The sequence below is a fragment of the Actinomycetospora atypica genome (assembly GCF_042653685.1).
GTDB lineage: Bacteria > Actinomycetota > Actinomycetes > Mycobacteriales > Pseudonocardiaceae > Actinomycetospora > Actinomycetospora atypica.
This window is the reverse complement of sequence record NZ_JBHSIV010000008.1, coordinates 54,430-79,738: the sequence shown is the minus strand read 5'-3', so window position 1 is coordinate 79,738 and position 25,309 is coordinate 54,430. Positions and strand designations below refer to the sequence as shown.

Below are 25,309 nucleotides of genomic sequence, written 5' to 3'. Positions count from 1 at the left end.
CCAGCCTAGGGGCGGCGTGTTACAGGCGGCCGGTGAAGGTGGCCGCGTCGAGGACGAAGCCCGGGCGGACGTCGACCTGGAGGTCGCCCGACTGCACCGGCGAGCTGAACGCGAGCGTGTAGCTGGTGCTCTTCCCCGGCTGGACCGAGGTGTTCGGCGCTCCGCTGATCTTCTTGGGGATGTCGAAGATCTGGGAGGCCTCCTGGCCGTCGACCGACGCGCTGACCGTGCTGAGGTTGGGCTGGAAGACCTCGTTGGTGCCGTTCTGGATGGTGATCTTGACCTGGAACGACTTCACCCCGTCCACACCGGCGGCCGACGCCGAGGGCGTGAAGGCGGTCGGCGGGGACACCGTCACCTGCAGGCCGTTCGGGTACGAGATCGGCGCCCCGAACGCGGCCGTGTTGCCCGCGGCGGGTGCCTCGGTGGATCCCGACGGGGCCGCGCCCGGCGTTCCGGCGACCGGCTGCAGGTCGCTCACCGCGTTGCTGAAGGCGGCCAGATAGACGATGCAGATGATCAGTCCGAGAACCGACACGGCGATGCCGGCGATCGACATGCCGCGTCCACCGTGTCGCCCGGACCGGATGAGGCCGACGACCGAGAGGATCAGGCCGATGATCACCAGCGGCCAGGCGATCACCCCGATGAAGGGGATGAACGAGAGGATCAGGCCGATCAGCCCGACGACGAAGCCACCCGTCGCCAACCCGTTGCTGCCCGTGGGCTGCGCCGGCGCCGGCGTCGGGCTGCTCGGCGGTGCGACCCCGGTTCCCGCCGGCGCTCCGTAGCCCTGCTGGCCGTAGCCGCCCTGCTGCTGGCCGTACCCCTGCTGGCCCTGCAGGCCGTAGCCCTGCTGGCCCTGCTGGCTGTAGCCGCCCGGCTGCTGGCCGTACTGGCCGTAGCCCTGCTCCTGGCCGTAGCCGCCCTGCTGCCCGTAGGGCTGCTGCCCGTAGCCCTGGTCGCCGTACTGGCCGTACCCCTGCTGACCCGGCTGGCCGTAGCCCTGCTGGCCGTAGCCGCTCTGCGGCTGGCCATAGGCCTGCTGCTGGCCGTACTCGCCCTGCTGGCCGTACTGCCCGTAGCCCGGCTGCTGGCCGTAGCCCTGCTGCTGGCCGTATCCCTGCTGCCCTGCCGGCGACGGCTCCCACGCGGCACCCTCGCCCGGCTGCGACGCACCGTGCCGACCGTTCGACGAGTCCTGTGAATCCGCCATCGCCATCCCCCTCGACCCCCGACCCCGCCCGAGATCCGGTCGGAGTGCGAGCAGGCTAAAGGATGAAGGAAGGGAGGGCAGCACGGTCGAATGCCCTGGGCCGAACGGACCCAAGAAGCCTGAGCGCTCCGCCCTCCGGGCGGGCGGCTCACGGTCCGGCGCGGCTGGTGTAGGTGTGCCCGGTGGGGGTGGTGGTCTCGACGGTGTGCGGCTGGTCGCCGAGCCCGTCGTGGATCACCCGGTGCCGCCAGCCGGGTAGTTCCTTGACCTGGTTGCCGCGCGCGCATTCCGCTCGCGCGTTGACCAGGCTGGTGGGTCCGTCGTCGCGGGCGGGGCGGATGTGGTCGCGGTGGCGCCGCGGGGCGTCGCAGTAGGGGTCCCGGCAGCGCCCGTGGTCCCGGATGTCGATCAGCGTGGCGAGGAGCCCGTCGAAGAACCGCTGCTTGGACTCGCCGCCGACGATGCACCCGGTCTTCGGGTGGGCGAACAGCCGCCGCCACCACGTCGTCGCGGTGGTGGTGGCCAGGATGTCGGCGATGATGTCCGCTGGCAGCGGCCCGTGCCCGACCAACTCACCCGGGGTGTCGCTCTCGGGGTCGAGCAGGGCGTCGATCGGCAGCACGATCTCGAGTTCCACGGTGACGTCGGTGGCGCGGGCCTGGCCGGTGAGGCGTTCGACGAGGGTGTCGGCGACGATCTGGTCGCGGGTCCGGTCCCCGGCCTCACCGGTGGCGATCAGGGAGTCGGCGTGCTTTCGCAGCGCGGCGAGGCAGGCGACGCCCTGCTCGACCGGGAGCAGCCCGGACAGGACGCTCATGGTGTCCGGCGCCGGGCGCAGCGTCACGCGGCGGTCCTTCCGCGCGGTCCGCCCACGATTCACATATCCGGCCCGGTCGACCTCGTAGGCGGTCTTCTTGACCGTGGCCTCGGCCTCCCGGCGCCCCTGCCCCTCCAACTCGGCGTCCGCGAGCTGTTTGTCGACCAGGCGACGCTGTTCGGGTTCGAGGTGGCTGGTCTGCGCGACGACGTGTTCGGCGAGCTGTTCGCTGATCCGCCCCGCCGCCAACAAGCCGCGCGTGTTCGGCAGGTCTTCGGCCAGGGTGCGGGCGACCCCGAGGCGGCGGGAGCCGACGTGCGGGGAGACGTGCGCGGCGAGCCCGATCTGGTCGCCGATACCTCGACCGATGGCGCGCGGGTCGAGCTGTCCGGCGGCGACCTGCGCGGCCTGGAGTTCGACCTGGCTGCGGGCGAAGGTGACCATGGCGGTGTGCTGGGCGGCGGCGGCGACGGCGCCGCGGAGGCGTTCGAGGGTGGCGATCTGGTCGACGAGGGCGACGCCGCCGTCGGCGACGGGGTCGGTGGGGAGGTCGGCGAGGTCGGCGAGGTCGGCGAGGCGCGCGAGGAGGGCGGTCAGCTCGTCGCTGACCGCCTCACCCACCGCATCATTCGAACCCATGTTCGAAGGATAGCGGGACCCCCTGACAGTCACGGCCGCAATGCCCGAACCCAGCCGCAGCATCGTCGGGAGGCTCGGGCCAGCGATGCCGATCCGACCACGCATCGGCGGCATGGTCCGGCCACTCGCGGCATCCGCTGGAGCCGAACCACGGCGATCGTCGGGAACGAGCACCTCAGCCGAACAGCGAGGGCGCTCCGACCCCCTCGAGGTCCAGCAGCGCGCGCTTGCGCTCCATGCCGCCGCCGTAGCCGGTCAGGGACCCGTTCGCCCCCACCACCCGGTGGCACGGCACGACGATGCTGACCGGGTTCTTGCCGTTCGCGAGCCCCACCGCACGCACGGCGGTCGGCGACCCGATCGCCACCGCCAGCTCGCCGTAGGTGCAGGTGCCGCCGTAGGGGATCTCGCGCAGGGCTGCCCACACCCGCTGCTGGAACTCGGTGCCCCGCAGGGCCACCTCGACGGTGAACTCCCGCAACGACCCCTCGAAGTACGCGACCAGCTCCTCCCGTGCGGCGGGGACGGCGTCGTCGACCCGCTCCCCCAGCGCCTCGGCGGCGGGCCCGTGCCGGTGCTCGGTCATGTAGAGCCCGGACAGCACCCCGTCGTCGGCCCGCAGGGTCAGCGGCCCCAGCGGGCTGTCCATCACCGAGTGCGTCACGGCCATGGGGACAGTGTCCTCGCTAGAACAAGAAGTACCGCTGCGCCATGGGCAGTTCGCGGACCGGGTCGGGGTCGACCACGGAGCCATCGATGCGCACCGTGAACGTCTCGGGGTCGACCCGGATGTCGGGCGTCGCCGAGTTCTGCGGCATGTCCGCCTTGCCGATGTCGCGGGGCGACCGGACCGGCACGAACCGCCGGGACGCGTGGACCGCGCCGGCCAGGCCGTCGTCGAGGGCCGCCTGCGGTGCGAAGTACACCGAGGTCGCGGCCGGCGAGGACCCGAAGGCGCCGAACATCGGGCGCGACAGCTCGGGCTGCGGCGTGGGGATCGAGGCGTTCGCGTCGCCCATCCGCCCCCAGGCGATCACGCCGCCCTTGAGGACGACGTTCGGGCGCACCCCGAAGAACGCCGGGTCCCACAGGACGAGGTCGGCGAGCTTGCCGACCTCGACCGACCCCACCTCCCCGTCGAGCCCGTGCGCGACCGCCGGGCAGATCGTGTACTTCGCGACGTAGCGCCGGGCCCGGTCGTTGTCGTCGCCGGAAGCCTGCACCCCGCTCAGTCCCGTGACCCGGCGCTTGGCCGCGTGCGCCGTCTGCCAGGTCCGCAGCACCACCTCGCCGACCCGGCCCATCGCCTGCGAGTCGGAGCCGATCATCGAGATGGCGCCGAGGTCGTGCAGCAGGTCCTCCGCCGCGATCGTCGAGGCCCGGATCCGTGACTCCGCGAACGCCAGGTCCTCGGGAATCGAGGGCGAGAGGTGGTGGCAGACCATCAGCATGTCGAGGTGCTCGTCGACGGTGTTGACGGTGTGCGGGCGGGTCGGGTTGGTCGACGAGGGCAGCACGTGCGGCTGCCCGGCGACCGTGATGATGTCGGGCGCGTGCCCGCCCCCGGCGCCCTCCGTGTGATAGGCGTGGATCGAGCGGCCGGCGATCGCGGCGAGGGTCGAGTCGACGTAGCCGGCCTCGTTGAGCGTGTCGGTGTGCAGGGCGACCTGCACCCCGGTCTCGTCCGCGACCCGCAGGGCGGCGTCGATCGCGGCCGGGGTCGCGCCCCAGTCCTCGTGCACCTTGAAGCCCGAGGCACCGGCCAGCACCTGCTCGCGCAGCGCCGCCTCGCCCACGGTGTTGCCCTTGCCGAGCAGCGAGAAGTTCATCGGGAAGCCGTCGAGCGCCTCGAACATCCGCGCGAGCCACCAGGCCCCGGGGGTCACCGTCGTCGCCTTGGTGCCCTCGGCCGGGCCGGTGCCGCCGGCGATCATCGTCGTGACCCCGGAGCCGATCGCCTCGGGGATCTGCTGCGGGCTGATGAGGTGGACGTGGCAGTCGACCGCACCGGCCGTGAGGATCAGCCCGTTGCCGGCGAGGATCTCCGTCGAGGGCCCGATGACGAGCTCGGGGGTGACGCCGTCCATCGTGTCGGGGTTGCCGGCCTTGCCCAGCGCGACGATGCGTCCGTCGCGCACGCCGACGTCGGCCTTCACCACGCCCCAGTGGTCGAGCACGAGGGCGCCGGTGATCACGAGGTCGGCGGTCCCCTCGGCGCGGGTCGCGCGCGACTGGCCCAACGACTCGCGGATCACCTTGCCGCCGCCGAACACCGCCTCGTCGCCGCCCCGGGGCCCGCGCGAGCGGTCCTCCTCGACCCGGATCGTCAGGTCGGTGTCGGCGAGCCGCACGCGGTCGCCGGTCGTCGGGCCGAACAGCGCGGCGTACCGGTCGCGCCCCACGCTCCAGCCGGAACCCGAACTTCCCGACGATGCCCCGGCCGGGTCGGGCACGTCGAGGCGGATGCCGGGTACGGAGCCCCGGCCGCCGAGGGCGACCAGCTGGACGTCCTTCTCCATCCCGGGCTCGAAGCGCACCGAGGTGCCCGCCTGGATGGCGAGGCGCATGCCGGTGGCGGTCCCGCGGTCGAAGTCGAGCGCGGCGTTGGCGGCCGCGAAGTGCATGTGCGAGCCGACCTGGATCGGCCGGTCGCCCGTGTTGGTCACCGTCAGGGTGACGACGGCGGCGCCCTCCCCCGCGACGACGTCCCCGTCGCCGGGGAGGATCGCGCCCGGACCGGTCACGGGATCGGTCACTGGATCGGCTCGTGGACGGTGACGAGCTTCGTGCCGTCGGGGAACGTCGCCTCGACCGCCACGCTCGGCAGCATCTCGGGGATGCCCTCCATGACGTCGTCCCGGGTCAGCACGTGCTGCCCGCCCTCCATCAGCTCGGCGACGCTGCGGCCGTCGCGGGCGCCCTCGAGGATCCAGGAGCTCAGCAGCGCCACGGCCTCGGGGTGGTTGAGCCGGAGCCCACGACCGCGGCGCTCCCTCGCGAGGTTGGCCGCCACGTGCAGCAGCAGCTTCTCCTGTTCGTGCGGCGACAGCAGCATCGTCGGGAAGGCTCCTTCGGCTTCGCCTCGTGAGTGCCCTGTCGGCGTGGTCCGTGGCTGGGACAGCACGCCGACAGGGCATTCACATGTCGGGGACGAACCTATGACGCGGGCAGGACGTGGTCCCCGCTGCGGTCGGTCGACAGACACAGCGAGCAGACGTAGCCCTCGCCGGTGCCCGACGCGGTCATGTCGGGTCGCTCGAAGTCCTGCGCGCACACCTGGCACGGCAGGGTCTCCCCCGACGGGTTGCCGTGCTCGTCGTGCATCGGGACGTCGATGCCGTCGTCGGGACGTCGCAGGTAGTACTTCCCCTTCGTCGCGACGGCGAGGATCGGCGGCAGGACCAGGGCGAGCCCGATCGCGACCAGCGGCGAGTACGAGGCCAGCGTGTCGCCGAGCACCCCGAAGAACGCGAGGATCGAGACGCCGGCCGCGAGGACCATCGAGCCGAAGCCGACCGGGTTCACCGCGTAGAGCATCCCGCGGCGGAACTCGGGCTCCTTCGGGGAGATGCCCAGCAGGTACTTGTTGATCGCGATGTCCGAGGCCACCACGACGACCCACGCCATGCCGCAGTTCGCGTAGAAGCCGAGGATCGTGTTCAGGAAGTCGAACATGTTCGCTTCCATGAGGATCAGCGCGATCGCCAGGTTCACGCCGAGGAACACCAGGCGCCCCGGGTAGTGCTTCGTGACGCGGGTGTAGGAGTTCGTCCACGCCAGCGACCCGGAATAGGCGTTCGTGACGTTGATCTTGATCTGGCTGATGACGACGAGGATCACGGCCAGGGTGAGCGCGAGCCACGCCGGCATGATGTTCGTGTAGATCTCCAGGAACTGGCGGACCGGCTCGTTGGCGAATCCCGAGGCCCCGGTGACGTTCGCCAGCAGGTAGACGGCGAGGAAGAGCCCGACGACCTGCTTGGCGGCGCCGAAGATCACCCAGCCCGGGCCGGCGAGGACCGTCGCGGTCCACCAGCGCCGCGAGTTCTCGGGCGTCTTCGGTGGCATGAACCGCAGGTAGTCGATCTGCTCGGCGATCTGCGCGATCAGCGAGAGGCAGACCCCCGCCGCGAGCATCACCGACCCGAGGCTCGGGGTGCCCGCGCCCTCCTCGCCCTGGTAGGCGAAGAACGTCGAGACCGATTCGGGGTGGCTGATCAGCAGGTAGACGAACGGCAGCACCATGAGGACGAGCCAGAGCGGGGTCGTCCAGAGCTGCAGCTTGGACAGCACGCTCATCCCGTAGATCACGAGCGGGAAGATGATGACCGTCGAGACCGCGTAGCCGATCCAGAGCGGGATTCCGAGGCCGAGCTCGAGGCCCTGCGCCATGATCGAGCCCTCGAGCGCGAAGAAGATGAACGTGAACGTCGCGAAGATGACGTTCGTGACCACCGAGCCGTAGTAGCCGAAGCCGCTGCCGCGGGTGATGAGGTCGAGGTCGAGGTTGTACCGCGCCGCGTAGTAGGCGAGCGGGAAGCCCGACAGGAAGATGACGACCGCGAACACCGCGATTCCCCAGAGCGCGTTCACGGTGCCGTAGGAGATGCCGATGTTGGCGCCGATGGCGAAGTCGGCGAGATAGGCGATCCCGCCGAGCGCGGAGGTCGCGACGACGCCGGTGGACCACTTCCGATAGCTGCGCGGGGCGAACCGCAGCGTGTAGTCCTCGAGCGTCTCAGCCGACTTGGAAGATCTACCAGCCTTGCTCGGCGAGGTCACCGCCGGCTGCTGCACGTCCTGTGACACGCGCGGTCCCTCCCGCTGCTCGACCCGCCCCGGACGGGCGGTTCGGCGGAAGTCTGACCTCGCGGCGAGTGACGGCGTTTGCCGCGGTGTGACCTCTGCGTTAAGTGTTCCCGGCCGAGGTGGCCGACCTCGCGGAGCGGGGTACCGGCGGCGGCGCGCAGTGCTCCTCGTGGTCGGCGTGCTCGGCGGTCTCGATCTGCAGGGTGGAGTGCTCCAGCCCGAAACGGTCGCGCAGCGCCAACGCCGCCCGGTCGAGGACGCCGCCGCCGTCGACGCGGCCCTCGCAGTGCGGCGTCGCGTCGTCGGCCACCACGAGGTGCGCGGAGGCCGCGGGCACCCGGTCGGAGATGACCCAGACGTGCAGGTCGTGCACCTCCCGGACGCCCGGCACCTCCAGCAGCGCCGCCCGCACCTCCTCGACGTCCACCCCGGGCGGCGCGCCCTCGAGCAGCACGTGCGCGGTGGCCCGCAGCAGCGAGACGGTGCGCGGGACGAGGATCGCGACGATCACCAGCGAGGCGACGACGTCGGCGTAGGGCCACCCGGTCAGCAGCAGGACGCCGGCCGCGAGCATGACCGCCACCGACCCGAGCGCGTCCCCGAGCACGTGCAGCGCGGCGCCGCGGACGTTCATCGACCCGCTCCCGCCGGAGAGCACGGCGAGGGACACCAGGTTCCCGACGAGGCCGATGGCACCGAAGACGAGCAGGGTGGTCCCGGGGATGTCGGGGGGACTCACCGCGAAGAGCCGCTCGACCGCCTCCACCGCGACCCACACGGTCACCGCGAGCAGCGCGAGCGCGTTCACCGCCGCACCGAGCACCTCGCTGCGCCCGAGCCCGAAGGTGCGCCGGGCGCTCGGCGGACGCTGCGCGAGCCGGGCGGCGACGACCGCCGTGACGAGGGCGGCGACGTCGGTGACCTGGTGGCCGAGGTCGGCGAGCAGGGACAACGAGCCGGTGATCCACGCCCCGAGCGCCCCGCTGACGAGGACCGCCGCGGTGATGACCAGGGCGATCGTCAGGCGGCGCCCGTCGGCTCCGGCCCCGTTCGCGTGGCCGGAGTGACCGCCGTGCCCGTGCCCGTGATCGTGGCCGCCGTGCCCCATGGCCGCAGAATACATGCAGACATACGCATGAGAAGCCGTCCGGGCCGCTGTCCCGGGGAGACCTGCCCCACCGGGGTCGTACCCGATCGGGAATTCGTCCATCACCCTTTCGTGACCGCGTCGTTACTTGCCGTGTGACTGCGCCGCGGTCGCGTACGGACGCCGGGGGAAGGACGACGCACCGAATGGGTAAGCACAGGATCAGCCTGGGACGACGAGGAGTGGCCGCTCTGGCCGCCGCCGGCGCCATCGTGATCGGCGGCACCACCGTCGCGATGATCGGGACCGGGAGCGCCGCCGAGCCGCTCGACATCCTGGCGGTCAGCAGCCCCACGAACACGATCGTCCTGCCCGACCTCGCGCCGTTTAAGGACAACGGCACCCGCGAGGGCGGCAAGGCGGAGGTGTCCGACGAGGTCGGCGCGCCGACCGGCGGCGGTAAGGCAGCGCTCCGTCTCTCCACTCCTGGCGCGAACGACAAGGCCAGCTACGTCGCTCCCGTCTCTGCAGCGGCTACCTCGCTCGCCGCGTGGATTCCGACCGCGGCCTACTCCGCCTACAAGCTCGCGGGTGGCGACGCCAACCAGTTCCCGAGCCTGCAGCTCACGGTCGACCCCAACGGCGCCGCTGCGGGTGGGTTCTCGACCCTCACCTACGAACCGATCTACAACACCGCCACCGACAGCACCACGGCCGGTCAGTGGAACCGCTACGCGGCGGGCAAGGGCAACTGGTGCTCGACGCGCGCCATTCCGGGCGTGATCGAGGAGTCGCAGCGCTCCTGCTCGAACGGCGGGGCCAAGCCGCTGTCCGACTACGTCGCGGCGGCGCCCGACCTCGTCGTCACCGGCGTCGTCATCAACCAGGGCAGCGGCAACCCGGGCCTGGAGTCCGCTGTCGACCTCGTGACGACGCCGGACACGACCTACGACTTCGAGCTGACGAAGCCGGTCGTGGTGGTCCCGCCGGTCGACACCACGACGACGCCCCCGACCACCAAGCCGGGCAACGGCAACGGCGGGAACAACGGCGGCCACCCGGGCAACGGGAACGGCGGTCAGAACGGGAACGGCAACGGGAACCACCCGGGTAACGGGAACGGTGGCCACCCGGGCAACAACAACGGCAACAACGGCAACTGGGGCGGGAACGGCCACTGCGGCTGCTAGTCCCTCGATGACGTCACCGGTCCCCAGTGCTGGGGAGCGGCGACGTCGTCGTGTCCGGCCTCGAGGGGACGGACGGATCAGGGCGACGGCAGCGCGATCGTCGGGCCGAACGCCAGGACCGCCCGCTGGTGGTGGGTCGCGACCGGGCGATAGGCGTGCCCGTCGAGCACGAACTCGCTGATCGGCCCCTCGGGATCGACGATCACGTAGTGCGCGATCCCGACCTCGGCGTACTCGGCGAGCTTCGCCACCCGGTCGGTCCGTCGGGTGCCGGGCGACAGGACCTCCAGGACGGCCACGACGTCCCCGGCCACGGCACGGGCTCGCTCCGGGACGAGGGACACCGGGACGACCACGAGGTCGGGCACCCGGACCGTCGCCGGCCCTCCACCTCCCCCGTCGTCCACCACCAGTTCGACCTCGGGCAGCGCCGTGAGCCCCTCGGCGAGGTGGTCGCGCAGCTGGCGGCACAGCTCGAACACGATGTCCTGGTGTCGGAACACGGGGCGTGGGCTGACGACCATCACCCCCTCCACGAGCTCGTACCGCGCGGAGTCGTCCTCGGGCAGCGCCTCCCACTCCGCCAGGTCGAGCAGGTGGTCGGGCGGACGTGAGGGCCAGGCCCGGCCGGCAGCGGTCATGGTCATCACCCCCTTCGACGTGGCGGATCGTCCCACGGTTCCCACGACCCGGGCGCCACGTGCACATCGGGCATGATCGGCCGACGACCGGGTCCGGCGGCGGCATGCCCCGGGGGTCCCGGGAGCGAGTGCCGCTGACGTCCGCCTCGGCTCAGCGCGAAGATCTCGTCGGGCGGAGCGGACCGATCGGTCCCCGCCCCACGTCGCTCCGAGCGACGAGAGCTTCGTCGCGGTGAGTGCACGGCCGGCGAGGACATGCGGCCAGTGCGAAATTCGGACGAGCGGATCGGTGAACCGTCGTAGCGTCCCCGGCGTGGACGTCTCGTTCCGGCCCGTCACCGCCGACGACTTCGGTCTGATCGGCCGGTGGCTCGCCCAGCCCCACGTGGCCCGGTGGTGGGCGCACGAGTGGAGCCCGGAGGCCGTCGAGCGCGACTTCGGGCCCACGCTGCGCGGGGAGGAGCCCGCCGAGGACCTCGTCGCGGACCTCGGGGACCGGCCGATCGGGCTCTGTCAGCGCTCCTTCTGGCACGCCTACCCCGAGGAGGTCGAGGAGTTCGCCCCGTACCTCGACGTCCCGCGCGACGCGATGACGATCGACTACCTGATCGGCGATCCCGACGACGTCGGCCACGGCCTCGGCACCGCGCTCGTCCGGGCCCTCGCCGCCGACACCTTCGCCGCCCACCCCGACTGCGGCGTGATCCTCGTGCCCGTCCTCACCGGGAACCCGGCCTCGTGGCGGGCCCTCGAGAAGGCCGGGTTCCACTTCGTCGGGGAGGCCCTGGCCGCTCCCGACAACCCGATCGACCCGCCGGACCACCGCGTCTACCGCCTCGACCGTCCGGCGAGCACACACCCGGAGCGGAGCCGAACGTAGAGTGCGCCGGTGCCCGAGAACCCCTGGCTCTCCGTCACCGGTGGCACCGCCGGACCGGGGTACGCCGCGCGCTTCGACGAGCTGGCCGCCGAGGGCGCCGACCTGCACGGCGAGGCCCGCCGCGTCCACGAACTCCTCGCCGGCGAGCCGTCCGACGTGCTCGACGCCGGGTGCGGCACCGGCCGGGTCGGGATCCACCTCGCGGAGCTGGGCCACCGGGTGGTCGGGGTGGACCTCGACGCGTCCATGCTCGACGAGGCCCGCCGCCGGGCGCCCGGCATCGAGTGGCACCTGCGCGACCTCGCGACCCTCGACCTGGGCCGCCGCTACGACCTCGTCGTCGGCGCGGGCAACATCTGGCCGCTGCTGACGCCGGGCACCCACGCCCGGGTCCTCGCCCGCCTCGCCGCCCACCTGCGGCCGGGGGGCCTGCTCGTCCTGGGGTTCGGGCTCGACGACGAGCACCTGCCCTTCGAGCAGGCCGACCACGACCCCGTCCCCGATCTCGTCGCCTACGACACGGCCGCCGTCGGCGCCGGCCTCACCCTGCTCACGCGGACCGCCGACTGGGAGGGCGTCGAGCCTTTCGCCGGCGGCGGCTACGCGGTGAGCGTCCACACGCGTAGGAGCTGCACTCCGTGAACGGCTTCGCCCTGCTGGTCGTCCTCGTCGTCTCGCTGGTGGTGACGGCCCTCGCCGACCGCTTCCGGGTGTCGGCGCCGCTGCTGCTCGTCGTCGTGGGCCTCGGGCTGTCCTACGTCCCGGGCATCCCGAACGTGCCGCTCGACCCCGACCTCGTCCTGTTCCTCGTCCTCCCGCCGCTGCTCTACTCCGCGGCCCTGGAGTCCTCGGCGCTACGCATCCGGGAGAACCTCAACCGCATCGGCCAGCTCGCGTTCGGCCTGGTGATCTTCACGACGATCGTCGTCGGTCTCGTTGCGTGGTGGGTCGTGCCGGGGCTGCCGCTGGCGAGCGCGCTCGTGCTGGGCGCGGTCGTCGCCCCGCCCGACGCGGTCGCCGCCGCCTCGATCGGGCGCCGCCTGGGCCTGCCCCGCCGGATGATGACGATCATCGAGGGCGAGAGCCTGCTCAACGACGCGACCGCCCTGACCCTCTTCCGGGTCCTCCTGGCCGTGGCGCTCGGCACCGGTGCCTCGCTGCTGGACGGCGTCGGCGAGTTCCTGCTGGCGGCGGTCGGCGGGATCCTCGTCGGGGCGGCCGTCGGCTGGGTGATCCACCGGGTGCGGCTGCGGCTCGGTGACTCCTCGCTGGAGAGCGCGGTCGGCCTCGTCGTGCCGTTCGCGATCTACCTGCTCGCCGAGGAGTTCCACGCGAGCGGCGTGCTCGCCGTCGTCATCGCCGGGCTCTACCTCGGGCACAAGTCGACCGAGGGCGGGTTCGCCACCCGCATCCAGGACCAGGCCGTGTGGAAGGCCCTCGACCGGCTGCTCGAGGCGCTGGTGTTCGCGCTGATCGGGCTGCAGCTCTCCGTGGTCGTCGCCGACCTGCGGATCTCCTTCGGCGTGGTCGTGGTGTCGTCCCTCGCGGTGCTCGCCGCGACGATCCTCGCGCGGTTCGTCTTCATGTTCCCGACGATCTACCTGCCGCGGCTGCTGCCGAAGGTGCGGGCCCGTGGTCCCGCCCTGCCCTGGCAGGTGCCGACCGTGCTGTCGTGGGCGGGGATGCGGGGCGTGGTCACGCTCGCGGCCGCCTTCACGATCGACCCCGCGATGCCGGGACGCGACATCGTGCTGTTCCTCGCCTTCGTCGTGACCGTGGGGACCCTGCTCGTCCAGGGCCTGTCCCTGCCCTGGGTGATCCGGCGGCTGAACGTCTACGACCGGGGCGCGCAGAACGACGTCCTGCAGGAGGCGGCCGCGAAGCAGGCGGCGGCCGAGACGGCGCTGGCCCGGCTCGAGGAGCTCACCGGCACCGACGACCGCACCCCCGACCACATCACCTCCCAGCTGCGCACCTGGGCCGAGCAGCGCTCCAACGGCGCGTGGGAGCGGCTCGGGCGGTCCGACGCGGAGATCGGCGAGGCGCCGTCGGTGGCCTTCGTCCGCCTGCGCCGGGCGATGCTCGACGCCGAGCGGCAGACCTTCGTCCGCTTCCGCGACATGGGCCGGCTCGAGGAGGCCCGGATGCGCGACCTCCTGCGCGAGCTCGACTTCGAGGAGGCCATGCTCGACCGGTAGGCGTCGTGGCAGGCTCCGCGTGTGGATCCCCTGCTCGCGAGCCTGCGGGCCGCCGTCGCCGCGGCGCCCGAGGACTCGACGCTGCGCCTGCACCTCGCCGGGCTCCTCCTCGACGCCGGAGAGCACACCGAGGCCGTCGGGCACGTCGCGGCCGTCCTCGGCCGCGAGCCCGGCCACGCGGAGGCCGGCGCCCTGATGGCCCGGGCGCTGAACCCGGCCCCACCTCCCGAGGCCCCGACGACGCCCCCCGCGTTCGACTGGGCCGCCGCGGAGGCCGAGGTCGGGGACGTCGTCGGGCCCCGCTTCGCACCCGAGGGCGAGGGGGATGCCGAGCCGATCGCGGTGGGCCCGCCGCGCGGGGGCGGCCGGTTCGCGGTGGAGCGCCCCGACCTGCGCCTCGCCGACGTCGGCGGCATGGACGCGGTGAAGAAGCGCCTGGAGGCGGCGTTCCTCGCGCCACTGCGCAACGAGAAGCTGCGCGCGCTCTACGGCAAGAGCCTGCGCGGTGGCCTGCTGCTCTACGGGCCGCCCGGGTGCGGCAAGACGTTCTTCGCCCGGGCGCTCGCCGGGGAGCTGGGCGCGAGCTTCCTCGCCGTCGGCATCCACGACGTGCTCGAGATGTGGGCCGGGAACTCCGAGCGCAACATGCACGACGTCTTCCTCGCCGCCCGCGCCGCGGCGCCGTGCATCCTGTTCTTCGACGAGCTCGACGGCATCGCCCAGAAGCGCTCCGCGGTGACCGGCGGCGTGCTGCGCCAGGTGATCACCCAGATGCTCTCCGAGCTCGACGGGGTGTCCGCGGGCAACGAGGGCGTGTTCGTCCTCGCGGCGAGCAACATGCCCTGGGACGTCGACCCGGCGCTGCGCCGGCCCGGGCGCTTCGACCGCACGGTGCTCGTCGTGCCCCCCGACGACGAGGCCCGCCGCGCGATCCTCGACCTGCACCTGCGGGAGCGGCCGGTGGAGAACGTGAAGCTGCGGACGCTCGCGGCCCGGACCGAGGGGTTCTCCGGGGCCGACCTCGCGCACCTCTGCGAGGTGGCCACCGAACGCGCCCTGCTCGACTCGGTGTCGACCGGCACGGCCCGCATGATCACCCAGGACGACCTGCTCGCGGCGGCGGCCGAGCTGCGCCCCTCCATCGGGCCGTGGTTCACCACCGCCCGCCAGGTGGCGCTGTACGCCAACACCGACGGCACCTACGACGAGCTCGCGACGTACATGAAGAAGCACAAGCTGCTGTGAGCCCGGAGGGTTCGGCCCGGCACCGGGCGGGCGCGCTCGTCGACGCGAAGCAGTACCGGCTCGCCCGCGTGGAGATCGGCCGGGCCCTCGCCGAGGACCCCGACGACGGCGCCGCGTTCCACGTCCTCGCCCTGCTCGAGGGGCGGGAGCACCGGTTCGACGAGGCGCTGGCGGCCCTCGACCGGGCCGCCGCCCTGGGGGTCGCGCCGACCTCGACCCTGCCCACCCGGATGAACACGCTCTACCGCGCGCGCCGGTTCCCGGAGGCGGTGGCGACCGCGGAGGAGCTGCTGCGCCACGACCCGCAGCAGCTGCAGGCGCACATCATGCTCGCCCAGATGCTCGGCGGGGAGGGTCGCGCCGACTACCACCGCGCGCGGTGGCACGCCGAGCAGGCGGTGGCCCTCGCCCCGGAGTCCGACCACGCCCACTACGCGCTCGGCCAGGTCCTCTCCTCCACCCACGGGCGCCGGGGCGCGCGGGCCGCGCTCCCCCACCTGCAGCAGGCCGTGCAACTCAGGCCGGACGACCCCGCGAACCTCAACGCCCTCGGCGTCGTGGACCTCGCGCTCGGGCGCAGCCGCCCGGCCCTGCGCTCCTTCGCCGACGCCCTCGCCCTCGACCCGTCGCTCGAGCCCGCCGCGTTCAACGTCCCCCTGGCGATGTGGGGGCTCCTCCGCCGCGCGGGCCTCGTCGTGACCCTGTTGTTCCTCGCGTCCGGGATCGTCGGGGTGGCGATCTCGCCGCAGCGCCGGCCCCCGTCCCCGGGGGCCGGCTGGCCCGTCCACGTGCTCGCCGTGCTCGTCGCCCTCGCCGTCGTGGGCCTCGTCGTGACATGGCTGGTGCGGGCGGTGCCCCCGTCGGTCCGGCCCGCCGCGACCCGGGCGTGGCGGCGCGACCCCGTGCTGCTCCCGTTGGTGGCCTCGAGCGCGCTCCAGGTCCTCGGCGCGGTCGTCATGCTGGCCGTGCCGCTGCCCGACGGGGTGCAGGTGCCGCCGTCGATCCTCCTGGGGCTCGTCGTGCGGTACACAGCGACGGTCGTCAGCCGACGGCGGGCGATGCGCTACGGACGGGACCGCCAGGCGGAGCGGGCGGAGGTGTGGCGGCCCGGCCCGGTCAGGTCGTGACCACGGGGTTCCGGGGGCTCGCCGCCACCTCGCCCGGCGCCGTGTCGGGGACGAAGAGCTGCCAGTCGCCGCTGACCATCGTCGGGTGGTCGACCACGCGCGCGCCGTCGGCGTAGTACGTCGCCCCCAGCACCATGCGCGACCGGGTGGTCGCGTTGGCGCCCGCCGTGTGGAAGCACAGGGTCGAGTGGAAGCTGACGTCGCCGAGGGCGAACGGCTCCTCGTGCACCGCCACCCCAGCGTCGCGCAGGCCCTCGGCGACCCGGCGGTCGTAGGACGTCCCGATCTTGTCGAACGGCAGGTCGGCCACGAGGCGCCAGGTGTCCATGCCGCGCGCGAAGGCCAGCGGCCCCATCGCGAGCGGCACCGGCTGCAGCGGCATCCACGTCGAGATCACGTCGTGCGAGGCCAGCGGGAAGTGGTGGGCGTCGTGGTGCCACGGCGTGCGGCCCGCGCCGGGCTCCTTGCACAGCGCGCTGTCGTGGTAGAGCCGCAGGGTCTCCACCTCGAGCAGCGCGGCGCAAACCCCCGCGATCCGGGGCGAGAGCACGGCCGCGGAGACCAGCGGGTCCTCGAGCCAGAGCATCTCGCGGGCCCGCAGGGCGGTGCCTCCGGTGGTGGCGAGCAGGTCGGCGAGGCGGCGGCGCAGCAGCTCCGCCGCGCCCGGGGACACGACCCGGGGCAGCACGACGAAGCCGTCGGCGGCGAAGGACTCCACCGCGCCCGCGGGGAGGTCGTAGGGCTCGGCGAGCTCGGCGACCACCGCGTCCTCGGTCGGGAGGCTGCCGAGCTCGACGGCGGGGACGTCGACCAGGGAGGTGGGCGCCTCGTCGGCGGCGAGGGACATGTACCAGTCCCACCACTGCCCGTTGTCGCCGTCCCAGGCGGGCGCGACGTCGTCGGCCTCGCCGGCCGCGGTCGTCGCGCTGAGGTGCGGGTTCACGCGGGGATCTCCCACGTGATGACGTCGACGACCTGGGAGAAGCGGTACCCGTCCTCGCCGGTGCAGCCGGAGAGGTAGGCGCCCACGGCCCCCTCGTCCTCCATCCGCTCCAGGGGCACGGAGTCGTCGAAGACGCAGCGCTGCAGGAAGCCCTCGACCACGGCCCGGTCGGGGTGCCCGACGTCGTAGCGCAGCGTCGTCACCTCGGGCATCACCCCGGCGTCCGTGAGCGCGTGACGGACCTGCGCGGCCGTGGTGAACGGCGCGCCGTCGGCACCGAAGGTGGTGCGGAAGGCCTCGGCGAAGCGCAGGTAGTGCGAGGCGGAGGTGGCGTGCACGATCGCGCCGAAGGCCCCCGGACGCTGCGCGGCGACCATGCGCGCGATCCCGGCACCGATCTCCGACGGCGGGACGGCGTAGAGCGCGTGGGTGGCCCAGGCGACGTCGAAGCCGCCGACGTCGGAGGCCAGGTCCTGGATGCGGACCTCGTGCTCGGCGTGCACCGTGAAGGGCGGGCCGAGCACCGAGCGGGCCTCGGCGATCGAGAACGCCGAGGGGTCGAGCAGGTCGATCTCCACCCGGGTGTCCCCCACCGCCTCGGCGAGGCCCCGGCGCATCAGCTCCGCGGGGAACTTGCCGCTGCCGCAGGCGACGTCGAGCACCCGGGCCCGGCCGTCGGTGGCGTGTCCGCGGAGGTCGGCGGCCCAGTCGCGGGCGGCGACCATCTGCCGGTAGTCCTCGGTGGCCAGGGCGTAGAAGGACTCCATCTCCGCCCGGCCGTCCTCCGCCCAGTGGACGAGGCTGCGTTGTTCGGTGCTGACCTGCTGGGGCATGGGGCGACGGCCTCCGTTGCACCCCGTGGAACCGCGACCGGCAGCGGGCTGCACCGGCCGGGACGGGGCTTTCCGAACAGAACCACGCCCCGCCCGGCCCGGCAGCGCGAACCCGTGCTCAGACCTCCTTGACGACCTCCTGGAACTGCATGTCGACCCCGGCCTGGGCGAAGTTCCCGAGGTCGGCGACCGCCGCCTGCCCCTCCGCGGAGCTCAACGACGCCTCCGCCGCCTCCTTGGAGTCCCAGTCGAGGACTGCGATCAGGGCGTGCGCCGACCCGCCGCCCTCGCCCGCCTCGCACGGGCCCCAGGTGAACGAGCGCAGGTCGGGCAGCTTCGCCGCGAGCTTGGCGTGGGTGTCGCGGTAGTGCGCCACGAAGGCGTCGCGGTCGTCCGGGTGGTGGTAGGTGGCGGTGAGGCGGTACATCGGCGGACCTCCGGTGCTCGTGGGTGACGTCCGCCTCAGTCAACCCCGCGCCGGGCTCCGGCGGGAAGGTCCGCGCCGGAGCCGGGAGACCGCGCGGACCGTGAGCGGGTCGATCACGAGCAGGAGCAACGCCCAGTAGTTCACGGCGGGGACGATCAGGACGAGCAGGAAGGCCAGGGCCATGTCGACGGTCGCGGCGACGACCCCGTCGACGAAGTCGTCGGGCGGCCCGCTCCCGTCGCCGTCGGCGATGCCGAGGCGGTACATGGTCAGGGCCATCGCCGTGAGGGCGCCGCTGCAGAGCGCGAGGACCCCGATGTAGCTCCGGACGATCACGGGGTCGGGGCCGTAGGACGCCACGAACTGGGTGAGGAACGGCAGGACCACGATCGTCAGGACCCAGAACAGGTTCACCCACACCAGTCGCGGGGTGAGGCGCCCGACGTGGCCGAAGAGCCGGTGGTGCACCACCCAGAACCGGGCGATCACGACGAAGCTCAGCAGGAAGCTCCCGAAGACCGGGAGGTTGCCGGTGACCACCTCGAGCGCCGGCTTCTCCGACGCGCCCCGCTCGGGGACGAGCTCGGTGAGCGGCAGGACGAGCAGCGTCAGCGCGATGGCGACGGAGGCGTCGACGAACGCCACCATGCGGCCGGGCCCGGGGAGCCGTTCGGAGTCCGACGGCGCACCGGGCGCGGTCACAGCAGGTCCCCGACGTGCCCCGTCTCGTTCACCGACCGCACGCGGACCCGGCCGCTGCGCGAGATCAGCACGCGGCTGATGCCGACGTGGTCGAGCGGGAAGGTGAGCGGGCGGGCGAGCCCCAGCTCGAGCGCGAGGAAGGTGTTGATCACGCCGGCGTGGCAGACGACCATCACCGACTCGCGCCCGGTGTCGCGGTGGCGCTCGACGATGCGGTCGAACGCGCCGCGGATCCGGGTGGTGAAGGCGCCGACGTCGACGTACTCGGGCAGGAAGCCCTCCTGGATGCGCGTCCACTCGGGGTCGTCGGACCCCAGCCGCTCGTGGACCGGGCGGTAGGAGGCCTGCCCGGAGTCGAACTCGGCGAGGTCGGGGTCGACGGTCGCGGTGAGCTCGAGCGCATCGGTCACGGGGGCGGCCGTCTCCTGCGCGCGCCGCATGCCCGAGACCACCACCTCGAGGACCTTCTCGTCGGTGTGGTTGGCGGCCCACCAGCCGAGGGCGGAGGCCTGGACGCGGCCCTTGGAGGAGAGCCCGGGGTCGGCGGGGGCGCCGTCGGGGCCCGCGTCGGCGGAGAGCGGTTCGCCGTGGCGGACGAGGAGGAGCTGCACGTCAGGACGCCGGCACGGAGGTGCCGTGACCGGCCGCGGTGAGGCCCTCGCGGATGCGCCGCGCGGCGTCGTCCATCTCCCCCGGATCGGGGTCGGTAGCGGCCTTGGAGAAGTCGAAGGCCTCCAGCCCCCAGGCGGGGTGGACGTGCACGTGCAGGTGCGGGACCTCGAAGCCGGCGATCATGAGCGCGACCCGCGGCGGCTGCCAGACGTCGCGGACGACGGTGCCGATGGCGCGGGCCGTGGCCATCGCGTGCTCGAAGAGCCCGTGTGGGGCGTCGATCCACTGGTCAATCTCCTCGCGCGGCACCACGAGGGTGTGCCCGGGCCCGAGCGGATTGATCGAGAGGAACCCGACCACCTGGTCGTCCGCCCACACGAACCGCCCGGGGATCTCGCCGTTGATGATCTTCGTGAAGACGGTCGCCACGTCGCGCAGCCTAACGACCGGGCGGCGTCGGGGGTCACCGGTAGCGTTGTCGCCGAGCAGTTCCGTCGCGTGAGGAGAATCGATGCAGCCCTGGCCGGGCACGTCCTACCCGCTGGGTGCCACCTACGACGGAGCGGGTACCAACTTCGCGCTGTTCAGTGAGGTGGCCTCGTCGGTCACACTGTGTCTCTTCGACGACGACGGCGCGGAGCACCGCGTGCCGCTCCCCGAGCGGGACGGCTTCGTCTGGCACGGCTACCTGCCCGGGGTGGTGCCCGGGCAGCGGTACGGCTACCGCGTCGACGGGCCGCACGATCCCGCGTCCGGGCAGCGGTGCAACCCGCACAAGCTGCTGATCGACCCGTACGCGAAGTCGATCGACGGCAGCCTCGGGCAGACCTACGCCTGGGACGAGTCGCTGTTCGACTACCACTTCGACGACCCCGACGAGGTCAACCACGACGACTCGGCGCAGCACGTGCCGAAGGCCGTCGTCATCAACCCGTTCTTCGACTGGCACGACGACCGCCCGCCGCGGACGCCGTACCACGAGACCGTGATCTACGAGGCCCACGTCAAGGGCCTCACCTACCTCCACCCCGAGATCCCGGAGGAGATGCGCGGCACGTACTCGGCGGTGGCGCACCCCGCCACGGTCTCGCACCTGCAGCGCCTCGGGATCACCGCGATCGAGCTCATGCCGGTGCATCAGTTCGTGCACGACGACGCCCTGGTCCAGCGCGAGCTGCGCAACTACTGGGGCTACAACACGATCGCCTTCTTCGCGCCGCACTTCGGCTACGCGAGCACCGGCCCCACGGGGTCGACCGCGCCGGGCGCGCAGGTGCAGGAGTTCAAGGCGATGGTGCGCGACCTCCACGCCGCGGGCATCGAGGTGATCCTCGACGTGGTCTACAACCACACCGCCGAGGGCAACCACCAGGGCCCGACGCTGTCGATGCGCGGCGCCGACAACCAGGCGTACTACCGCCTCGTCGAGGGCGACGAGCGGTACTACATGGACTACACCGGCACCGGCAACTCGCTGAACGTCCGCCAGCCGCACACCCTGCAGCTGATCATGGACTCGCTGCGGTACTGGGCCACCGAGATGCACGTCGACGGCTTCCGCTTCGACCTCGCGTCCACCCTCGCCCGCGAGTTCTACGACGTCGACCGGCTGTCCACGTTCTTCGACCTCGTGCAGCAGGACCCGGTGATCTCGCAGGTCAAGCTGATCGCCGAGCCGTGGGACGTCGGCCCGGGCGGCTACCAGGTGGGCAACTTCCCGCCGGGGTGGACGGAGTGGAACGGCAAGTACCGCGACACCGTCCGCGACTTCTGGCGGGGCACGTCCGGCACGCTGGGCGAGTTCGCCTCGCGGCTGACCGGCTCGAGCGACCTCTACCAGGACGACGGCCGCCGGCCCTACGCGTCGATCAACTTCGTCACGGCGCACGACGGCTTCACCCTGAACGACCTCGTCTCCTACAACGAGAAGCACAACGAGGCCAACGGCGAGGGCGGCAACGACGGCGCCGACGACAACAACTCGTGGAACTGCGGCGTCGAGGGCCCCACCGACGACGAGGCCGTGCTCGTGCTGCGGCAGCGCCAGCGGCGCAACTTCCTGGCCACCCTGTTCCTGTCGCAGGGCGTGCCGATGCTGCTGCACGGCGACGAGATGGGCCGCACCCAGTACGGCAACAACAACGGCTACTGCCAGGACTCCGAGATCTCCTGGATGGAGTGGTCGCCGGAGAAGTCCGACTCCGAGCTGATGCTCTACACCTCCGCGGTCTCCGCCCTGCGGGCGGCGCACCCGGTGTTCCGACGCCGCCGCTTCTTCAGCGGCCGGGAGATCCGCCCGGCGGCGCCCGGCTCGTCCGACGAGCCGCAGCGCGACATCGCCTGGTTCACCTCCACCGGCGAGGAGATGGGCGACGACGACTGGGAGAGCGGGGCCGCCGTGGTCACCGTCTTCCTCAACGGCGAGGGCATCCCCGAGTCCGACCAGCGCGGCCAGCGCGTGGTCGACGACTCGTTCCTGCTGGTCTTCAACGCCCACCACGAGGACGTCGAGGTGACCGTGCCGGGCGCCGGGCTCTCCGAGCGGTGGGCCACGGTGCTCGACACCGTCGACGGCACGGTGGTCGTCGGCTCGGCGCGGACCACGGCCGTCACCACCATCGACCCGCTGCCCGAGGACATCGCCACCCTCGCCGGCGGCGACACCGTCACCGTCACCTCCCGCTCGATGCTGCTCCTGCAGCGCATGGAGGCCGACGCGTGAGCCGCCTGCCCTCCTCCACCTACCGGCTCCAGCTCTCGCCGGAGCAGGACTTCGCGGCGGCCACCGACCTCGTCGGCTACCTGTCCGACCTCGGGGCCGGGGCGCTGTACTGCTCCCCGCTGCTGCAGCCCTCCCCCGGCTCGATGCACGGCTACGACGTGGTCGACCCGACGCGCGCCAACGACGAGCTGGGGGGCGAGAGCGGGCGCACGTCGCTCGTCGCGGCGCTGCGCGAGGCCGGTCTCCGGGCGCTGATCGACCTGGTGCCCAACCACATGGGCGTGGCCGTCCCGGCGGCGAACCCGTCGTGGTGGTCGCTGCTGCAGCTCGGCCCGGAGTCGCCGTACGCCTCCTGGTACGACGCCGACCTGTCGGTGCCGATCCTGATCCCGGTGCTCGGCTCGCCCGACGACGTCGCCTCGTTGACCCTGTCCGACGACCGCGACGAGCTGCACTACTACGAGCACCGGTTCCCGGTGGCGCCGGGCACGGCCGACGGCACGCCGCAGGAGGTCCACGAGCGCCAGCACTACCGGCTGGTGGACTGGCGGCGCGGCAACGCCGAGCTCACCTACCGCCGGTTCTTCGACGTCTCCGACCTCGCCGCGGTGCGGGTCGACGACCCGGAGGTGTTCGACGCGACCCACGCCGAGGTGCTGCGCTGGGTCGCGGCCGACCCCGACGTGGTCAGCGGCCTGCGGATCGACCACCCCGACGGCCTGACCGCCCCGGGCGCCTACCTGCGGCGGCTGCGCGAGCGGCTCGGCGAGGACGCCTGGCTGCTCGTCGAGAAGATCGCCTCCCTGCGCCCCGACGGCACCAGCGAGGCGCTGCCCGCGTCCTGGCCCGCCGACGGCACCACGGGCTACGAGGCCCTGCGTGAGGTGTGCGGGCTGTTCGTCGACCCCCGGGGCGAGTCGCTGATCGACCAGATCGCGGCCGAGCACACCGGGACGCGCGAGCGCCTCTCGATCGCCGAGCACACCGCGAAGCGCCTGGTCACCGACGAGATCCTGGTGGCCGAGGTGCGGCGGATCGCGGCCCTGGTGCCGAGCGGAGACGGAGCGCAGCGGAGCTCGACCACGACGGACGGCGAGGAGTCCGAGGACGTGGTGCGGGACGCCGTGTCGGAGCTGCTCGCGGCCTACCCGGTGTACCGGTCCTACCTGCCGGAGGGCCGCGCCGACCTCGAGCTGGCGGTCGACACCGCGTGCACCGCCCGCCCCGACCTGGCCCCGGCCGTGCGCCGGATCCGGGCGGCGATGCTCGCCGACCCCGACGGGGCCCTGACCCTGCGCGTCGAGCAGACCAGCGGGATGGTCACCGCGAAGGGCGTCGAGGACACCACCTTCTACCGGTGGAACCGCTTCGTCGCCCTCAACGAGGTCGGCGGGGCGCCCGACCGGTTCGGGGTGACGCCCTCGGAGTTCCACGCGGCGGCGGCGCGGCGCGACGCCTCGACGCCCGGGGCGATGACGACGCTGTCGACCCACGACACGAAGCGCTCTGAGGACGTGCGGGCCCGGCTCGCGGTGCTGTCCGAGCTGACGGCGGAGTGGGGCGCGTTCCTGCGCAAGCTCACCGAGCGCCACCCGCTACCCTCCCCCTCGCTGGAGCTGCTGGCCTGGCAGTCGGTGATCGGCGCGTGGCCGCTCACCGAGGAGCGGCTCGGCGGGTACCTGACGAAGGCCTCGAAGGAGGCCAAGCTCGTCACCTCCCACGTCGACGCCGTGGCCGAGGTCGACGAGGCCATCGCCGCGTGGCCCGCCGCGGTGCTCGGCTCGGCGGAGACCGTCGCCGACATCGAGACGTTCGTGGCCCAGCTCGACGGGCACGGCCGCTCGAACGCCCTCGGCCAGAAGCTGATGCAGGTCGCCGGGCCCGGCGTGCCGGACGTCTACCAGGGCACCGAGCTCTTCGAGTACTCCCTGGTCGACCCCGACAACCGCCGGCCGGTCGAGTTCGGCCGGCGCCGGGAGCTGCTGGCCCGGATCGACGGCGGGTGGCTGCCCGACGCCGACGACCCCGACGGGGCGACGAAGCTGCTGGTCACCGCGGCGGCCCTGCGGCTGCGGCGCTTCCGTCCCGAGCTCTTCTGGGGCTACACCCCGCTGGCGGCGTCGGGTCCCGCCGCCGAGCACGCCGTCGCCTTCAGCCGGGGCGGCGCCGGGGGCCGCGAGCGCCTGGTCGCGGTCGCCACCCGGCTGCCGGTCGGGCTGGAGGCCCAGGGCGGCTGGGGCGACACCGTGCTCCCCCTGCCCGGCGGCGCGGCCGACTGGACGGACGTGGTGACCGGCTCCCCGGTCGACGGGTCCGCCCCGGCGCTGTCGACGTTGCTCGCGCGCTACCCGGTCGCGCTGCTGGTGCGCCCGGCCTAGGGGTGCCGGAGGCCCGCGAGCACTGATCCGTGTCCGGGCACGGACTAGTGCTCACGGGGCCCCCGCCACCTCAGCGGCACCACCCGGCGGGGCGGGTCGACGGGGCGGAGGACCTCGGTCTCGGGGTCGGGGTTGGGGTCGGGATCGGCCGACCGGTGGCGCCCGGGAGGAGCGATCGCCTCCGTGACGGCCTCGTCGTACGGGCTGGACGCAGGCGTGGGCCCCCGCCGGGCCGGCAGGGGCAGCTCACCGGTCATGACCCGGATGGCCTCGTCGGGGACCTTCCCGCGCTCGGCGACCGGCACGGCCACCCGCCGCTGGTCGGAGACGCGGTAGAGCAGTGCCCAGACGATCGCGACCAGCGAGATCAGCGGGACCACCAGGGTCCACCAGGTGGTCCCGGCGAACGACACGTTGAGCACGGCGTGGGCCACGGTCACCGGCCAGCACAGGTACGACGTCCAGTGCACCCAGAACCACACGCGCCGCGACACCCGCTTGCGGAGCACCGACGTCAGGATGATCGCGAGGACCACGTCGGTCGCCACGGTGCCCAGGGCCGCGCCGATCGGGTTGTAGAGCGCGATACCGGGCACGAACACGTCGACGACGCGCAGGTGCACGTAGTCGGTGACCAGGATCGTCACCACGTGCAGCGCGATGAACACGACCGTGATCAGCGACAGGTTGCGGTGCAGCGCCACGAGGACGAACCGCGGGAGCCCCAGCTCGGCGTTCTTCACCACCGAGGTGTTGTGCAGGATCCCCAGGACGATGACGAGGCTGAGCAGCAGCAGCGCCATGGCGCCGAGGGCCCGCGAGACGAACCAGAGTTGGAGCACC

The 25,309-nt window shown here is 72.8% G+C and carries 23 protein-coding genes; 8 read left to right on the top strand and 15 right to left on the bottom strand.

The features are described from left to right. Positions 1–19: 19 nt before the first annotated feature. From ACFPBZ_RS09840 to ACFPBZ_RS09810, 7 genes are all read right to left on the bottom strand, one after another. Positions 20–1,216, bottom strand: a complete 1,197-nt coding sequence (locus tag ACFPBZ_RS09840; protein ID WP_378035860.1) for a DUF4190 domain-containing protein — start codon at positions 1,214–1,216, stop codon at positions 20–22. A 148-nt stretch (positions 1,217–1,364) separates the two neighbouring features. Further along, positions 1,365–2,672, bottom strand: coding sequence for a DUF222 domain-containing protein (locus ACFPBZ_RS09835; RefSeq protein ID WP_378035859.1), 1,308 nt, complete (start codon positions 2,670–2,672; stop codon positions 1,365–1,367). Between the two features lie 175 nt (positions 2,673–2,847). Next, positions 2,848–3,342, bottom strand: a complete 495-nt coding sequence (locus tag ACFPBZ_RS09830; protein WP_378035858.1) for a methylated-DNA--[protein]-cysteine S-methyltransferase — start codon at positions 3,340–3,342, stop codon at positions 2,848–2,850. Between the two features lie 16 nt (positions 3,343–3,358). Next, positions 3,359–5,428: an urease subunit alpha gene (locus ACFPBZ_RS09825; RefSeq protein WP_378035857.1), complete on the bottom strand. Its 2,070-nt coding sequence runs from the start codon at positions 5,426–5,428 to the stop codon at positions 3,359–3,361. Continuing rightward, positions 5,425–5,727, bottom strand: a complete 303-nt coding sequence (locus tag ACFPBZ_RS09820; protein WP_378035856.1) for an urease subunit gamma — start codon at positions 5,725–5,727, stop codon at positions 5,425–5,427. Before ACFPBZ_RS09820 ends, ACFPBZ_RS09825 begins: the two co-directional genes overlap by 4 nt. A 101-nt stretch (positions 5,728–5,828) precedes the next feature. Next, positions 5,829–7,481 (bottom strand): purine-cytosine permease family protein, encoded by a 1,653-nt coding sequence (locus ACFPBZ_RS09815; RefSeq protein ID WP_378035855.1) that lies wholly within the window; start codon positions 7,479–7,481, stop codon positions 5,829–5,831. A gap of 100 nt (positions 7,482–7,581) precedes the next feature. Next, positions 7,582–8,589: a cation diffusion facilitator family transporter gene (locus ACFPBZ_RS09810; RefSeq protein WP_378035854.1), complete on the bottom strand. Its 1,008-nt coding sequence runs from the start codon at positions 8,587–8,589 to the stop codon at positions 7,582–7,584. A gap of 185 nt (positions 8,590–8,774) precedes the next feature. On the opposite strand from ACFPBZ_RS09810, the gene ACFPBZ_RS09805 reads away from it, so the two are divergent. After that, complete coding sequence (locus tag ACFPBZ_RS09805; protein ID WP_378035853.1) at positions 8,775–9,758, top strand: hypothetical protein; 984 nt, start codon at positions 8,775–8,777, stop codon at positions 9,756–9,758. 77 nt (positions 9,759–9,835) lie between these two features. On the opposite strand, the gene ACFPBZ_RS09800 is transcribed toward ACFPBZ_RS09805, so the two are convergent. After that, positions 9,836–10,399: a Uma2 family endonuclease gene (locus ACFPBZ_RS09800; protein WP_378035852.1), complete on the bottom strand. Its 564-nt coding sequence runs from the start codon at positions 10,397–10,399 to the stop codon at positions 9,836–9,838. 313 nt (positions 10,400–10,712) lie between these two features. Here ACFPBZ_RS09800 and ACFPBZ_RS09795 point away from each other — a divergent pair, with 313 nt between their 5' ends. Genes ACFPBZ_RS09795 through ACFPBZ_RS09775 form a run of 5 tightly spaced genes read left to right on the top strand, consistent with a single transcriptional unit; the run spans position 10,713 to position 15,849 of the window. Then, positions 10,713–11,279, top strand: coding sequence for a GNAT family N-acetyltransferase (locus tag ACFPBZ_RS09795; RefSeq protein WP_378035851.1), 567 nt, complete (start codon positions 10,713–10,715; stop codon positions 11,277–11,279). 9 nt (positions 11,280–11,288) lie between these two features. After that, a complete protein-coding gene (locus ACFPBZ_RS09790) occupies positions 11,289–11,921 on the top strand; it encodes a class I SAM-dependent DNA methyltransferase (RefSeq protein ID WP_378035850.1) in 633 nt (210 codons plus the stop codon). Further along, entirely contained in the window at positions 11,918–13,477 is a 1,560-nt protein-coding gene (locus ACFPBZ_RS09785; RefSeq protein WP_378035849.1) for a Na+/H+ antiporter, read from the top strand. The genes ACFPBZ_RS09790 and ACFPBZ_RS09785 overlap by 4 nt, the downstream gene beginning before the upstream one ends. Before the next feature lie 21 nt (positions 13,478–13,498). Continuing rightward, entirely contained in the window at positions 13,499–14,722 is a 1,224-nt protein-coding gene (locus tag ACFPBZ_RS09780) for an ATP-binding protein (RefSeq protein WP_378035848.1), read from the top strand. Beyond that, the gene (locus ACFPBZ_RS09775) at positions 14,719–15,849 is read left to right on the top strand and encodes a tetratricopeptide repeat protein (RefSeq protein ID WP_378035847.1); all 1,131 of its coding nucleotides are present in this window, start codon (positions 14,719–14,721) and stop codon (positions 15,847–15,849) included. The genes ACFPBZ_RS09780 and ACFPBZ_RS09775 overlap by 4 nt, the downstream gene beginning before the upstream one ends. Here ACFPBZ_RS09775 and ACFPBZ_RS09770 read toward each other — a convergent pair. The 6 genes from ACFPBZ_RS09770 to ACFPBZ_RS09745 all read right to left on the bottom strand — a co-directional run bounded on the left by ACFPBZ_RS09770 (position 15,839) and on the right by ACFPBZ_RS09745 (position 19,795). Beyond that, the gene (locus ACFPBZ_RS09770; RefSeq protein ID WP_378035846.1) at positions 15,839–16,792 is read right to left on the bottom strand and encodes a phytanoyl-CoA dioxygenase family protein; all 954 of its coding nucleotides are present in this window, start codon (positions 16,790–16,792) and stop codon (positions 15,839–15,841) included. The genes ACFPBZ_RS09775 and ACFPBZ_RS09770 overlap by 11 nt on opposite strands. Continuing rightward, complete coding sequence (locus ACFPBZ_RS09765; protein WP_378035845.1) at positions 16,789–17,625, bottom strand: class I SAM-dependent methyltransferase; 837 nt, start codon at positions 17,623–17,625, stop codon at positions 16,789–16,791. The genes ACFPBZ_RS09770 and ACFPBZ_RS09765 overlap by 4 nt, the downstream gene beginning before the upstream one ends. A 118-nt stretch (positions 17,626–17,743) precedes the next feature. Further along, positions 17,744–18,052, bottom strand: a complete 309-nt coding sequence (locus ACFPBZ_RS09760) for an EthD family reductase (RefSeq protein ID WP_378035844.1) — start codon at positions 18,050–18,052, stop codon at positions 17,744–17,746. Positions 18,053–18,091: 39 nt separating this feature from the next. Then, positions 18,092–18,754 (bottom strand): TMEM175 family protein, encoded by a 663-nt coding sequence (locus tag ACFPBZ_RS09755; protein ID WP_378035843.1) that lies wholly within the window; start codon positions 18,752–18,754, stop codon positions 18,092–18,094. Then, entirely contained in the window at positions 18,751–19,365 is a 615-nt protein-coding gene (locus ACFPBZ_RS09750; RefSeq protein WP_378035842.1) for a histidine phosphatase family protein, read from the bottom strand. Before ACFPBZ_RS09750 ends, ACFPBZ_RS09755 begins: the two co-directional genes overlap by 4 nt. A gap of 1 nt (position 19,366) precedes the next feature. Continuing rightward, positions 19,367–19,795, bottom strand: a complete 429-nt coding sequence (locus ACFPBZ_RS09745) for an HIT family protein (protein WP_378035841.1) — start codon at positions 19,793–19,795, stop codon at positions 19,367–19,369. Positions 19,796–19,877: 82 nt separating this feature from the next. Between ACFPBZ_RS09745 and glgX the strand changes: the two genes are divergently transcribed. Together glgX and treY are read left to right on the top strand one after the other, a co-directional pair. Next, on the top strand, positions 19,878–22,088 hold the full coding sequence (glgX, locus tag ACFPBZ_RS09740) for a glycogen debranching protein GlgX (protein ID WP_378035840.1): 2,211 nt from the start codon (positions 19,878–19,880) through the stop codon (positions 22,086–22,088). Next, complete coding sequence (gene treY / locus ACFPBZ_RS09735; RefSeq protein WP_378035839.1) at positions 22,085–24,466, top strand: malto-oligosyltrehalose synthase; 2,382 nt, start codon at positions 22,085–22,087, stop codon at positions 24,464–24,466. The genes glgX and treY overlap by 4 nt, the downstream gene beginning before the upstream one ends. A 44-nt stretch (positions 24,467–24,510) precedes the next feature. Here the strand turns inward: treY and ACFPBZ_RS09730 are convergent, their stop codons facing one another. After that, on the bottom strand, positions 24,511–25,308 hold the full coding sequence (locus ACFPBZ_RS09730) for a ferric reductase-like transmembrane domain-containing protein (protein ID WP_378035838.1): 798 nt from the start codon (positions 25,306–25,308) through the stop codon (positions 24,511–24,513). Between the last annotated feature and the right edge of the window lies 1 nt (position 25,309).